The 13,796-nt window shown below is 60.7% G+C and carries 11 protein-coding genes; 5 read left to right on the top strand and 6 right to left on the bottom strand.

Annotated elements, in window-relative coordinates:
* Positions 1-95: 95 nt before the first annotated feature.
* The 6 genes from era to lptF form a co-directional block, all read right to left on the bottom strand.
* Positions 96-998 (bottom strand): GTPase Era, encoded by a 903-nt coding sequence (era, locus tag AC0IYH_RS25925; RefSeq protein ID WP_005785147.1) that lies wholly within the window; start codon positions 996-998, stop codon positions 96-98.
* Positions 991-1,680, bottom strand: coding sequence for a ribonuclease III (rnc, locus tag AC0IYH_RS25920; protein ID WP_116630593.1), 690 nt, complete (start codon positions 1,678-1,680; stop codon positions 991-993). Before rnc ends, era begins: the two co-directional genes overlap by 8 nt.
* 146 nt (positions 1,681-1,826) lie before the next feature.
* Positions 1,827-2,681 carry a signal peptidase I gene (lepB, locus tag AC0IYH_RS25915; protein WP_116630594.1) on the bottom strand — a complete coding sequence of 285 codons (855 nt, stop codon included), beginning with the start codon at positions 2,679-2,681 and terminating at the stop codon, positions 1,827-1,829.
* 5 nt (positions 2,682-2,686) lie between these two features.
* Entirely contained in the window at positions 2,687-4,486 is a 1,800-nt protein-coding gene (gene lepA / locus AC0IYH_RS25910; protein WP_032859966.1) for a translation elongation factor 4, read from the bottom strand.
* 151 nt (positions 4,487-4,637) lie between these two features.
* Positions 4,638-5,717: an LPS export ABC transporter permease LptG gene (lptG, locus tag AC0IYH_RS25905; protein ID WP_116630595.1), complete on the bottom strand. Its 1,080-nt coding sequence runs from the start codon at positions 5,715-5,717 to the stop codon at positions 4,638-4,640.
* Positions 5,710-6,828 carry an LPS export ABC transporter permease LptF gene (gene lptF / locus AC0IYH_RS25900; RefSeq protein ID WP_116630596.1) on the bottom strand — a complete coding sequence of 373 codons (1,119 nt, stop codon included), beginning with the start codon at positions 6,826-6,828 and terminating at the stop codon, positions 5,710-5,712. The genes lptG and lptF overlap by 8 nt, the downstream gene beginning before the upstream one ends.
* Before the next feature lie 284 nt (positions 6,829-7,112).
* On the opposite strand from lptF, the gene AC0IYH_RS25895 reads away from it, so the two are divergent.
* The 5 genes from AC0IYH_RS25895 to rlmF all read left to right on the top strand — a co-directional run bounded on the left by AC0IYH_RS25895 (position 7,113) and on the right by rlmF (position 13,758).
* On the top strand, positions 7,113-8,603 hold the full coding sequence (locus tag AC0IYH_RS25895) for a leucyl aminopeptidase (protein ID WP_471836886.1): 1,491 nt from the start codon (positions 7,113-7,115) through the stop codon (positions 8,601-8,603).
* Positions 8,604-8,657: 54 nt separating this feature from the next.
* A complete protein-coding gene (locus AC0IYH_RS25890) occupies positions 8,658-9,086 on the top strand; it encodes a DNA polymerase III subunit chi (protein WP_122772653.1) in 429 nt (142 codons plus the stop codon).
* Between the two features lie 7 nt (positions 9,087-9,093).
* Entirely contained in the window at positions 9,094-9,462 is a 369-nt protein-coding gene (locus tag AC0IYH_RS25885; RefSeq protein ID WP_116630599.1) for a DNA polymerase III subunit chi, read from the top strand.
* Between the two features lie 213 nt (positions 9,463-9,675).
* On the top strand, positions 9,676-12,522 hold the full coding sequence (locus AC0IYH_RS25880; protein WP_116630600.1) for a valine--tRNA ligase: 2,847 nt from the start codon (positions 9,676-9,678) through the stop codon (positions 12,520-12,522).
* A 216-nt stretch (positions 12,523-12,738) separates the two neighbouring features.
* Entirely contained in the window at positions 12,739-13,758 is a 1,020-nt protein-coding gene (gene rlmF, locus AC0IYH_RS25875; RefSeq protein ID WP_116630601.1) for a 23S rRNA (adenine(1618)-N(6))-methyltransferase RlmF, read from the top strand.
* Positions 13,759-13,796: the final 38 nt, after the last annotated feature.

The raw sequence follows: 13,796 nt of genomic DNA, 5'->3' as shown, positions 1-13,796 counted from the left end.
TGCCCCCGATGGCGGTGGTTCAGTCACTTACGCATTAACTGACCCACCGCCATCGGGGGCAAGCCCCCTCCCACATTTTTTGCCCTGCGGTGTGCTTACAGGTCGCCGTAGCCCAGGGAGCGCAGCGCACGCTCGTCATCGGACCAGCCACCCTTAACCTTCACCCACAGGTTGAGCATGATCTTGGAATCGAAGAGCAATTCCATGTCCTTGCGCGCTTCGGTGCCGATGCGCTTGATGCGCTCGCCCTTGTCGCCAATGATGATTTTTTTCTGGCCGTCACGTTCGACGAGGATCAGCGCGTGGATGTGCAAGGTCTTGCCCTGCTGCTTGAACTCTTCGATTTCGACGGTGATCTGGTACGGCAGCTCGGCGCCCATCTGGCGCATGATTTTCTCGCGCACCAGTTCAGCGGCAAGGAAGCGGCTGCTGCGGTCAGTGATCTGGTCTTCCGGGAAGAAGTGCTCGTTCTCCGGCAGGTAGCCGGCGATCACGCGCTCCAGGGCTTCGAGGTTGTGACCGTGCTGGGCAGAAATCGGCATGATCTGGGCGTTCGGCAGTTGTTCCTGCAGCCAGGTCAGGTGCGGCATCAGCTCGGCTTTGTCTTCGATGCGGTCGGTCTTGTTCAGCGCGACGATCAACGGGCCGGTCACGTACTGCACGCGCTCCAGAACCATCTGGTCTTCGTCGGTCCACTTGGTGCGGTCGACCACGAAGATCACCACGTCGACGTCTTTCAACGCCGCCGAAGCGGTCTTGTTCATGTAACGGTTAAGGGCTTTCTCGCCGCCTTTGTGCATGCCCGGGGTGTCGACGTAGACCGCTTGCACGTTGCCTTCGGTCTTGATGCCCAACATGTTGTGGCGGGTGGTCTGCGGCTTGCGCGAGGTGATCGCGAGCTTCTGGCCGAGGATGTGGTTCAGCAGCGTCGACTTGCCCACGTTCGGGCGGCCAACGATGGCGACATAGCCACAGCGTGTTGCGGTTGAATCAGTCATGGCCATTCTCCACGCCCAGGGCAATCAGTGCTGCAGCGGCCGCTACCTGTTCGGCAATACGACGGCTCACACCCTGACCTCGGCTTTTTTCATTCAGTAAGGTGATTTCACATTCCACGAAGAACACGCGGCAATGGGGTTCACCCTGGATATCCACCACTTCGTAGCGTGGCAGTTCGCAACCGCGCGACTGCAGGTATTCCTGCAGGCGGGTCTTGGGATCTTTGTTGGTATCGACCAGCGTGAGGCTTTCGATTTCCGAAGACAGCCAGGCGACGACGCGCTCCTTGGCGGTTTCCATGCCTGCATCGAGGTAGATCGCACCGATCAGCGCTTCGAGGGCATCAGCCAGGATCGATTCACGACGAAAACCTCCGCTTTTCAATTCACCGGAACCCAGGCGCAGGTACTCGCCCAGGCCGAAACCACGGGCCAGCACGGCCAGGGTCTCGCCTTTCACCAGGCGGGCACGCAGGCGCGACAGCTGGCCTTCGCGCGCTTGCGGGAAGCGCTCGAACAGCGCCTCACCGGCGGCGAAGTTGAGAATGGCGTCACCGAGGAATTCCAGGCGCTCGTTGTTGCGCCCTGCAAAGCTGCGATGTGTGAGGGCAAGGACCATCAATTCCTGATCCTTGAAGGTGTAGCCGAGCTGGCGCTCGAGACGACTTAGAGAAACGCTCACGGTTTACCCATATATGTTTGGTGGCACCGGCGGCCATCGACGATTGACGCAGTGTTCAAATTCAAATCCTGATGACTACAGCAGGGAGCCGGAATTGTCCGAGCCCCAGAAAAGCATTCGGCGCTGTGTGAACAGCGCCGCTTGTATTACTTGATCAGCCCGACCCGCGAGAAGTTCGGCAGGTGGCTGAGTTTGGGTTCCGGCCAGCTCATCCAGACCGCAAAGGCCTTGCCGACGATATTCTGGTCAGGAACCATGCCCAGCAGCTCTTTAGGGATAGTGGGGTCATCCCAGTAGCGGCTGTCATTGGAGTTGTCACGGTTGTCGCCCATCATGAAATAGTGCCCGGCCGGCACTTTCCATTCGCCGTCAGGCTGAGCCCGGTAGCGGCTCATTTCCTTGCGAATTTCGTGCTCTACCGCACCGAGTTTTTCCTGGTACAGCTCGGCGCTGCCCAGGCTGTTCGGTTCGGAACCGATCAGTTTCTCGGCCACCGACTCGCCATTGATGAACAGGCGCTTGTCGCTGGTGTAGCGAATCACGTCGCCCGGCAGGCCGACCACACGCTTGATGTAGTTGACGTTCGGGTCGCTGGGGTAGCGGAACACCATCACGTCGCCGCGCTGCGGGTCACCGATCTCGATGACTTTCTTGTCGATCACCGGCAGGCGGATCCCGTAGGAAAACTTGTTCACCAGGATGAAGTCGCCCACGTCCAGGGTAGGTTTCATCGAGCCCGAAGGGATCTGAAACGGTTCCACCAGGAACGAACGCAGCACCAGCACGATGAACAACACCGGGAAGAACGACTTGCCGTATTCAACCAGCAAAGGCTCTTTGTTCAGCTTCTCGATCACCACGCCATCGGGCTGGCTGACGCTGCCCTGATAGGACGCGATAGCCGCCCGCCGACGCGGGGCGAAGAACACCAGATCGAGCAACGCCAGGAGACCGCAAACGGCAACGGCGATGACCAGCAACAGCGGGAAATTTAGCGACATAGGACCTAACTATCCAACCTGAGCACCGCAAGGAAGGCTTCTTGTGGAATTTCCACGTTGCCCACTTGCTTCATGCGTTTTTTACCGGCCTTTTGCTTCTCAAGCAGCTTGCGCTTACGGCTTACGTCACCGCCGTAGCATTTGGCCAGTACGTTCTTTCTGAGAGCCTTGACGGAGGTTCGCGCAATGATCTGCCCGCCGATGGCGGCCTGGATCGCGACGTCGAACATCTGGCGCGGAATCAGTTCTTTCATCTTCTCGGTCAGCTGGCGACCTTTGTAGTGCGCGTTGTCCTTGTGCACGATGAGTGCCAGGGCATCGACCTTGTCGCCGTTGATCAGCACATCCAGTTTCACCAGATTAGCCGATTGGTAACGATCGAAATGGTAATCCAGCGAAGCATAGCCGCGGCTGGTGGATTTGAGACGGTCGAAGAAGTCCAGGACCACTTCGTTCATCGGCAAATCGTAGGTCACTTGCACCTGGGTACCGAGGAACAACATGTCGTGCTGTACGCCACGTTTTTCGATACACAGGGTGATGACGTTGCCCAGGTGTTCCTGCGGTACCAGGATATTGGCCCGCACGATCGGCTCGCGCATGTCTTCGATGGAGGACAGGTCTGGAAGCTTGGACGGGTTGTCGACGTAAATCGTTTCACCGGTTTTCAGCAACAATTCGAAAATAACTGTTGGCGCGGTGGTGATCAGGTCCAGGTCGTATTCGCGCTCGAGGCGCTCCTGGATGATCTCCATGTGCAGCATGCCCAGGAACCCGCAGCGGAAGCCGAAGCCCAGGGCATCGGAGCTTTCCGGGGTGTACTGCAACGACGAGTCGTTGAGGGTCAGCTTCTGCAGCGCTTCGCGAAAATCTTCGAAGTCGTCGGAGCTGACCGGGAACAGGCCGGCGTAAACCTGCGGCTGGATGCGTTTGAAGCCCGGCAGCACGTCTACATCAGGGGTCGAGCTCAGGGTCAGGGTGTCACCGACCGGTGCACCGTGAATGTCCTTGATGCCGGCGATGATGAAGCCCACTTCACCGGCCTTGAGGTCGGTGGTGGCAGTGTGTTTCGGGTTGAACACACCGACGCTGTCCACCAGGTGGATCTTGCCGGTGGATTTGACCAGGATCTTGTCGCCCTTCTTCACCCGGCCATGGCGCACACGTACCAGGGAAACAACGCCCAGGTAGTTGTCGAACCAGGAGTCGATGATCAACGCTTGCAGCGGATCTTCGTAGTTGCCGGTCGGCGCAGGAATGGTTTTCACCAGGCGCTCGAGCACTTCGTCGACGCCCAGGCCGGTCTTGGCGCTGCACTCGACGGCGTCGGTGGCGTCAATGCCGATGATTTTTTCGATTTCTTCCTTTACGCGGTCCGGATCGGCCTGTGGCAGGTCGATCTTGTTCAGTACCGGCATGACCTCCAGGCCCTGCTCGATCGCGGTGTAGCAGTTGGCCACGGATTGGGCTTCTACGCCCTGGCCCGCGTCCACTACCAGCAGAGCACCTTCACAGGCCGCCAGCGAGCGGCTGACTTCGTAGGTGAAGTCAACGTGGCCGGGGGTGTCGATGAAGTTGAGCTGGTACTTGATACCGTCTTTGGCGGTGTAGTACAGGGTAACGCTGTGGGCCTTGATGGTGATCCCGCGCTCGCGTTCGAGGTCCATGGAATCCAGTACCTGGGCTTCCATTTCACGCTCGGCAAGGCCGCCGCACATCTGGATGAATCGATCGGCCAGCGTCGACTTACCATGGTCAATGTGGGCGATGATGGAGAAATTGCGGATATGACTCAAATCACTCACGGATCAACACTCAAAAAGGCTGCAGGCAGATTGCCCGCTGAAAAATAGCCGGGAATTGTACCTGATGCTCAGGCCAGACGTCATCTTTGCTGACCAGAACAAAAATGCCCCACTCATATGAGCGGGGCATTTTTTGTGCATAAGCGCGATATCAACCGGCTCGGCGCAACAGCCAGAACCCGGCCAGGGCGCAGATGGCGGTCGGCACCAGCACCGCAAACAGCGGCGAGAAACCGAACACCAGGCTCGACGGGCCCAGCAAGTCCTGGGCAATGCGGAAGGTAAAGCCCACAAGCACGCCGGTAAACACACGCTGGCCGAGGGTGACCGAACGCAACGGGCCGAAGATGAACGAAATCGCCATCAGCACCAGTGCAGCGGTGACGACCGGCTGCAACACCTTGACCCAAAACGCCAGCCAGTAGCGGCCGTTATTCAGGCCCTGGTCCTTGAGGTAGTGGATATAACCCCACAGCCCGGAGATCGGCAGGCTTTCCGGGATCATCACCACGGTATTGAGCAATTGCGGCTTGAGGGCGATATCCCACTCTTCGCTCGGCGTATTGATCACTTCGGTGCTGGCGTTGGTGCCCTGGCCGACATTGCGGAAGTGCGTCGTGGTGATGTCGCTCAGTTGCCATTTTTCGTTGCTGTACTGCGCACGTTTGGCGAAGCTCGACGACAGCAGGTGGCGCTCCTTGTCGAACGTGTAGCGGGTCACGCCAACCAGCAGGCCGCCCGGTTGCACGGCGTTGATGTGGATGAACTCATCCCCCTGGCGGTGCCACAGGCCGTGCTTGGAGCTTTGTGCATCGCCCGAGCCCTGGGCCAGGGCGCGATTGGCCTGGGCGGTGGTTTCGGCCGGCGGCGCGACGTATTCGCCGATCAGCACGCTGCACAGCATCAGCAGCAACATCGGCTTCATGACCGCCCAGACGATACGCCCGATGGACACACCGGCAGCGCGCATGATGGTCAGTTCGCTGTTGCTGGCCAGGCTGCCCAGGCCGATCAGGCAGCCGATCAGCGCGGCCATCGGCATCATGTCGTAAAGCCGGCGCGGCGCGGTGAGGGCCACGTAGCTCAGCACGTCCCACACGGTGTAGGTGTCGCTGACGTTGCCGACTTCATCGATGAAGGCGAACAACGAGGCCAGCCCGAGGATGATGCCCAATACCGCCAGGATGGCGATCAGTACGCTGCTACCAATGTAGCGATCGAGCTTAGCCACGAGCCAACTCCTTCTGGCCACGACGGCTCATCATTTTCAAGCGTATAGGTTCCCAATACAGCAGCCCCAGGCCGATCAGCAGGAAGATGCCGTGCACCCACCACAGGCCCAGGGTCGTCGACAGCTTGCCCTTCTCCAGGGCGCCGCGGGCGGAAATCAGGATGGTCAGGTAAGCCATGTACAGCAGGATCGCCGGCAACAGCTTGAGGAAACGACCCTGGCGCGGGTTGACGCGCGACAGCGGCACGGCCATCAGGGTCACGATAAATACCAGCAGCGGCAGGGAGATACGCCATTGCAGCTCGGCAATCGAGCGCCGTTCATTGCTGCCGAACAGCTCGCTGGTGGGGATGGCGTCGCGGTCGGTGACTTCGTCGCTGATATCCGGGCGGGCCAGCATCACGCCATAGGTGTCGTATTTGATCGCACGATAATCCGCCATGCCTGGGCTGCCATCGTAGCGATAGCCATTTTCCAGGATCAGGTAGCGGCTGCCGTCCGGGCGCACTTCCTGGCGACCCGAATCGGCCACCAGCACGGAAATGCCACGGTCTTTCTTGTCTTGCCCCAGACGCTTTTCGGAAATGAACACCCCGCCGAGGTTGGCGCGGTCGTCGGTCAGGGTTTCGGTGTAGGTCACCCGCGAACCGTCATTGAGTGCCTGGAAACGGCCCGGTTCGAGGGTGTCGAACTCGGTCATCGCGTCCTGCTTGTTCAGCACCAGCTGGAATTGCATGGCGCCCTGCGGGGCCAGGCTCAGGCTCAGCCAGGCGACCAGCAGCGCAACGCCGGCGGCCGGGATCATGGTCATGCCCAGCAGGCGCTGCTGGCTCATGCCGGTGGCCGAGAGCACGGTCATTTCGCTTTCGAGATACAAGCGGCCGTAGGCCAGCAGGATGCCGAGAAACAGGCCCAGCGGCAGGATCAGCTGCAGGAACCCCGGCAGGCGAAAGCCCATGATCAGGAACAGCGAGCCTGGGTCCAGGGCGCCGGAAGCAGCCTGGGCCAGGTATTTGACGAAACGACCACTCATGATGATGACCAGCAACACCGCACTCACGGCACTCAGGGTCAACAGGACTTCGCGGGACAGATAACGGAAGACAATCAAACCAGACACTCCAGGGTTGTCAGGCTAAGGCGGCCAAACAAGCAAGCATACCGAGTCAGCCCGTTTGCAGCGGGCCGGCTAAAAAGATGGCGCATTATCCTGTGATTGACCGCGCCTGTCACTGCGCAACCTCATGCACATGTACAAAGCGTGCGCCAAGGGTTGTCAGGCTCCGCCGGCGAGGTTCAAACTGCGGCCTTTGTCGCGGGCGGTTTACACAGCTGCCCAGCTTTAAAGCCTGCGTACAGACGCCAGGCTCTCAGACCTTTATAAGGGACCCGAAAATGGAATTGGTTGTAAAAAGCGTTAGCCCCGAAACGTTGAAAACCGCCACCCTCGTGGTCGCCATCGGCGAAGGCCGCAAGCTCGGCGTCGCCGCCAAGCAACTCGATGAACTCAGCGGCGGCGCCATCAGCGCCGTGCTCAAGCGCGGCGACCTGGCCGGCAAAGTCGGCCAGAGCCTGCTGTTGCAAAGCCTGCCCAACCTGAAAGCCGACCGCGTATTGCTGGTGGGCGTGGGCAAGGACGCCGAACTCGGCGACCGCCCGTTCCGCAAAATCATCAGCAGCATCCTCACCACCCTCAAGGGCCTGGGCGGCAGCGATGCGGCACTGGCACTCGATGAAATCGTGGTCAAGGGCCGTGACAGCTATGGCAAGACCCGCCTGCTGGCCGAAACCCTGGTGGACGGCGGCTATATCTTCGACCAGTTCAAGAGCCAGAAGGCCGAACCGCGCGCCCTGAAGAAAATCACCCTGCTGACCATCAAGGCCGCCCAGGCTGAAGTCCAGCGCGCCGCGACCCACGCCACCGCCATCGCCAACGGCATGTCGTTCACCCGCGACCTGGGCAACCTGCCGCCGAACATCTGCCACCCAACCTATCTGGGCGAACAGGCCAAGGCGCTGGGCAAAGAGTTCAAGGGCTTGAAGGTTGAAGTGCTGGACGAGAAAAAGATCAAAGAGCTGGGCATGGGCTCGTTCTATGCCGTGGGCCAGGGCAGCGACCAGCCGCCACGCCTGATCGTGATGCAATACAACGGCGGCAAGAAAGCCGAAAAACCTTACGCCTTGGTGGGTAAAGGCATCACTTTCGACACCGGCGGCATCAGCCTCAAGCCGGGTGCCGGCATGGATGAAATGAAGTACGACATGGGCGGCGCCGCCAGCGTATTCGGCACCCTGCGTGCCGTGCTGGAGCTGAAACTGCCGATCAACCTGGTGTGCATCCTGGCCTGCGCCGAGAACATGCCGAGCGGCGGCGCGACCCGTCCTGGCGATATCGTCACCACCCTGAGCGGGCAGACCGTCGAAATCCTCAACACCGACGCCGAAGGCCGCCTGGTGCTGTGCGATGCGCTGACCTACGCCGAGCGCTTCAAACCGCAAGCCGTGATCGACATCGCCACCCTCACCGGTGCCTGCATCGTGGCCCTGGGCTCCCACACCTCGGGCCTGCTGGGCAACAGCGACGAGCTGATCGAGCAACTGCTCAGCGCCGGCAAGGCTGCCGACGACCGCGCCTGGCAATTGCCGCTGTTCGATGAGTACCAGGAACAGCTGGACAGCCCGTTCGCCGACATCGCCAACATCGGTGGGCCGAAAGCCGGCACCATCACCGCTGCCTGCTTCCTGTCGCGCTTTGCCAAGAACTTCAACTGGGCGCACCTGGACATCGCTGGTACGGCCTGGACCAGCGGCGGCAAGGACAAGGGCGCCACCGGCCGTCCGGTACCCCTGCTGACCCAGTACCTGCTGGACCGCGCCAAAGCCTGAAACTGAAGATGCCGGGGCGGCGACACGCTTGCCGCCCCAGCCTCAGGAACCGCAATGACCCAAGTCGACTTCTATATATTGCCCAGCGCCGATCCCTCTGCGCGCCTGGACTTTGCCTGCAAACTCACTGAAAAAGCCTGGCGTATGGGCCACCGCATCTACCTGCACTGCAGCGACGCCGCCCAACGCGACGACCTGGATGCACGCCTGTGGCGCTTCAAGGGCGAAAGCTTCGTACCCCACGGCCCCGCTGAATCCGAACCCGAAGGCCTGGTAGTACTGGGATTGGGCGACAGCTGCGGCGACCACCATGACCTGCTAGTCAACCTGGACCTGAAAGTGCCGCCCTTCGCCAAGGCCTTTGCCCGTGTGGCGGAAGTGGTGGTGGAAGACCCGGCTATTCGTCAGGCTGCGCGGGAGAGTTTCCGCTTCTACCGCGAACAGGGCTATCCTTTGCAAGATCACCGGCTACAACGACTTTGAGTACATGATGGACACTCCCAACCCTGTAAAAAAAGACGACCACCTGCTGGACGACCTGGAGTCTATCCGCCAGTTGCTGGGTGATGATGACTTGCAACCGCCGCTGCTGACTGAATCGGTAGCGGACGACGTGCAGATCCCCATGCTGTTCGACTCGGTTGACAGCAAGCCTGCCGCCAAAGCCCCGCCCGCCCCTGCGCCGGTCGCCGAAAAGACCCAGGACGCTCTGCTGCTGCACCTGGACAACGAACTGCGTGCCGCTGCGCAATTGATTATGCAAGACGTAATCGACGACTTCGCCCCGCATATCGAAACCGAGATCAAGCGCCGCCTGGATGCGCGGATGGAACGCTTGTTGAGCCAATACCAGTCCTGAGCCGCACATACATCCAATGTGGGAGGGGGCTGGCCCCCGATAGCGCTGGGTCAGTTATAGATTTACCAACTGACCCACCCACATCGGGGGCAAGCCCCCTCCCACATTTGCCCCGCATACACTTCAAGCCCTGTCTTCGCCTCGCCCTGCGCCCTATCCCTCGTTATACTTGCCGGCTTTCCTGAATAAATGCCAACTAGGGTCCCGCCGCGCATGGATAAGACCTACCAGCCGCACGCTATTGAAACTTCCTGGTACAACACCTGGGAGTCCGAGAACTATTTCGCTCCGCAAGGTGCGGGCGAGTCCTACACCATCATGATTCCGCCACCGAACGTCACTGGCAGCCTGCACATGGGCCATGGCTTCAACAATGCGATCATGGATGCGTTGATCCGTTTCCGCCGCATGCAGGGCCGCAACACCCTGTGGCAACCGGGTACCGACCACGCCGGTATCGCCACCCAGATGCTGGTGGAGCGCCAACTCGAAGCCACCGGCCAAAACCGTCACGACCTGGGCCGCGAGAAATTCCTGGAAAAGATCTGGGAATGGAAAGACCAGTCCGGCGGCAACATCAGCCGTCAGATCCGTCGCCTGGGTTCGTCCGTCGACTGGAGCCGCGAACGCTTCACCATGGACGACGGCCTGTCGGAATCGGTGAAAGAAGCCTTCGTGCGCCTGCACGAAGACGGCCTGATCTACCGCGGCAAGCGCCTGGTCAACTGGGACACCAAGTTGCACACGGCGATTTCCGACCTCGAAGTGGAAAACCACGACGAGAAAGGCTTCTTGTGGAACCTCAAGTACCCGCTGGCCGACGGCGCCAAGACTGCCGAAGGTAACGACTACCTGATCGTCGCCACCACCCGTCCGGAAACCATGCTCGGCGACGCCGCCGTGGCGGTTAACCCGAACGACGAGCGCTACCAGGCGCTGATCGGCAAGTTTGTCGAGCTGCCACTGGTCGGCCGCCGCATCCCGATCATCGCGGACGACTACTGCGACCCTGAATTCGGCACCGGCTGCGTGAAAATCACCCCGGCACACGATTTCAACGACTACGAAGTCGGCAAGCGCCACAACCTGCCGCTGCTGAACATCTTCGACAAAAATGCCGCCGTACTGCCGGCCTGCCAGGTGTTCAACCTGGACGGCACACTGAACGAAAGCATCGACGGCAAGATCCCGGCTGAATACGCCGGCCTCGACCGTTTCGAAGCACGCAAGCAGATCGTAGCGGCCTTCGATGCGCTCGGCCTGCTGGTGAGCGTGGACGACCACGGCTTGAAAGTACCGAAGGGCGACCGCTCCGGCACCGTGATCGAGCCGTGGCTGACCGACCAGTGGTACGTGTCCACCAAGCCGCTGGCCGAGCCGGCAATTGCGGCCGTGGAAGATGGCCGCATCCAGTTTGTGCCTAAACAGTACGAAAACATGTACTTCTCGTGGATGCGCGACATCCAGGATTGGTGCATCAGCCGTCAACTGTGGTGGGGCCATCGCATTCCGGCCTGGTACGACGAGTCGGGCAAGGTCTACGTGGGCCGCGACGAAGCCGAAGTACGCGCCAAGCACAACCTCGGTGCGGACATCGCGCTGCAACAGGACAACGACGTACTCGACACCTGGTTCAGCTCGGGCCTGTGGACCTTCTCGACCCTGGGCTGGCCGCAGCAGACCGAGTTCCTGAAGAAATTCCACTCCACCGACGTGCTGGTCACCGGCTTCGACATCATTTTCTTCTGGGTTGCCCGGATGATCATGCTGACCATGCACCTGGTGAAGAACGAGGACGGCACCCCGCAGGTACCGTTCAAGACCGTGTACGTGCACGGCCTGGTGCGTGATGGCCAGGGCCAGAAGATGTCCAAGTCCAAGGGCAACGTCCTCGACCCGCTGGACATCATCGACGGCATCGACCTGGAAACCCTGGTGCAGAAACGCACCTCGGGCCTGATGCAGCCAAAACTGGCGAAGAAGATCGAGAAGCAGACCCGCGACGAGTTCGCTGACGGCATTGCCAGCTACGGCACCGACGCCCTGCGCTTCACGTTCTGCTCGCTGGCCTCTACCGGCCGCGACATCAAGTTCGACATGGGCCGCGTCGAAGGCTATCGCAACTTCTGCAACAAGATCTGGAACGCGGCGCGCTACGTGCTGGACAAAGGCGAAGATTGCGGCCAGAACGGCGAAGCCTTTGAGCTGAGCCTGGCGGATCGCTGGATCATCTCGCAGTTGCAGCGCACCGAAGCCGAAGTGACCCGTCAACTCGACCAGTTCCGTTTCGACCTGGCCGCACAGGCCTTGTACGAGTTCATCTGGAACCAGTATTGCGACTGGTACCTGGAACTCTCCAAGCCGGTGCTGTGGGACGAAAACTCGCCGATCGAACGCCAGCGCGGCACCCGTCGCACCCTGGTGCGCGTGCTCGAAGTGGCGCTGCGTCTGGCGCACCCGTTCATGCCGTTCATCACCGAAGAAATCTGGCAGCGCATCGCGCCGCTGGCCGGTATCGAAGGCAAGACCATCATGCTGCAACCTTGGCCAGTGGCCAACGAAGCACGCATCGATGAGGCGGCCGAAAGCGATATCGAATGGCTCAAGACCCTGATGATGGGCACGCGTAACATCCGTGCCGAAATGAACATCGGCCCGGGCAAGCCATTGGCCGTGTTCGTGAAAAACGCCAGCGCCGAAGACCAGCGCCGTCTCACCGAGAACGATGCGCTGCTCAAGAAGCTGGCGAAGCTGGAGTCGATCACTGTATTGGCGGCTGGCGAAGACGCACCGCTGTCCGCCACCGCACTGGTCGGCGAGATGGAAGTGCTGGTGCCGATGGCCGGCCTGATCGACAAGGGCGCGGAACTGGCCCGTCTCGACAAGGAAATCGCACGCCTGCAAGGCGAAGTGCAGCGAGTGGGCGGCAAGCTGTCCAACGCGGCATTCGTCGACAAGGCGCCCGCGGAAGTGATCGACAAAGAACGCGCCAAACTGGCCGAGGCCGAACAGGCCCTGGGCAAGCTGGCGGAGCAACATGCGCGGATTTCCAGCCTGTAAGGCTTGAACCGTGTGAAAAAAGAGGCCTTCGGGCCTCTTTTTTTATTTGCGAACCCGGTCAATGTGGGAGGGGGCTTGCCCCCGATAGCGGTGGGTCAGCTGCAGATAAACTGGCTGATCTACCGCTATCGGGGGCAAGCCCCCTGCCACATTTGCCCGAGATCACCTCAAGATGTGTGACAATGCCCGCCACTTTGAGCCAACACCAGAATCATCATGACCGCCCCCAGCACACCAAAACCTCCGCGCAAGAAGCCTAAAACCGCCGCCACGGCCAAGCCTGTGGTGCCGCGCAAAGAGGCCACACTGCATCCGCGCAACCGCCACACGGGCCGTTACGACTTCCCGGCGCTGATCAAGACCACGCCGGAACTGGCGCAATTCGTGATCATCAACCCGTACGGCAAGGAAAGCATCGACTTCGCCAGCCCGGATGCGGTGCGCGTATTCAATCGGGCGTTGCTCAAGTCCTTCTATGGCATCCAGCATTGGGACATCCCGCAGGATTACCTGTGCCCGCCGGTGCCGGGGCGTGCCGACTATGTGCACTTCCTCGCCGACCTGCTGGCCAGCGTCAACGACGGCAAGATCCCGCGCGGCTCGATCGTCAAGGTGCTGGACATCGGCATGGGCGCCAACTGCGTCTACCCGCTGATTGGCTACATGGAATACCGCTGGAATTTCCTCGGCTCCGAGGTTGACCCGATCGCCGTGGCCGCCGCCAAGGCCATCGTGCAGTCCAATGACCTGAGCAAGGTCATCCAGTTGCGCCAGCAGCCGAACCCCAAGCACATCCTGCTGGGCCTGCTGGAGCCGGGCGAGCGCTTTGACCTGACCATGTGCAACCCGCCGTTTCATGCGTCCATGGACGAAGCCACCAAGGGCAGCGAGCGCAAGTGGCGCGCCCTGGGCAAGGCCGACCCCAAGCGCAAGCTGCCGGTGCTGAATTTCGGCGGTCAGTCGGCCGAGCTGTGGTGTGAAGGCGGTGAAGCGCGCTTCGTGACGCAGCTTATTGCTGAAAGCGCGAATTTTGCCCACAAGGTGCTGTGGTTCAGCACCCTGGTGTCAAAAGCGTCGAACTTGCCCGCGATCGAGACCGCCCTGAAAAAAGCCGGCGTGCTGGAAAGCCAGGTGGTGGAAATGTCCCAGGGCCAGAAGCAAAGCCGTTTCGTCGCCTGGACCTTCCAGACCAAGAACGAGCAGCAGATCTGGCGCCAGCGCTGGGTTCGCGACTGACAAATCGCAGGCAACAAAAAACCGTGCCCGGATCGCTC

It is taken from the genome of Pseudomonas sp. AC463 (genome assembly GCF_979253585.1).
The sequence above is the reverse complement of the archived record's forward strand: the minus strand, read 5'-3'. Positions and strand labels throughout refer to the sequence as shown.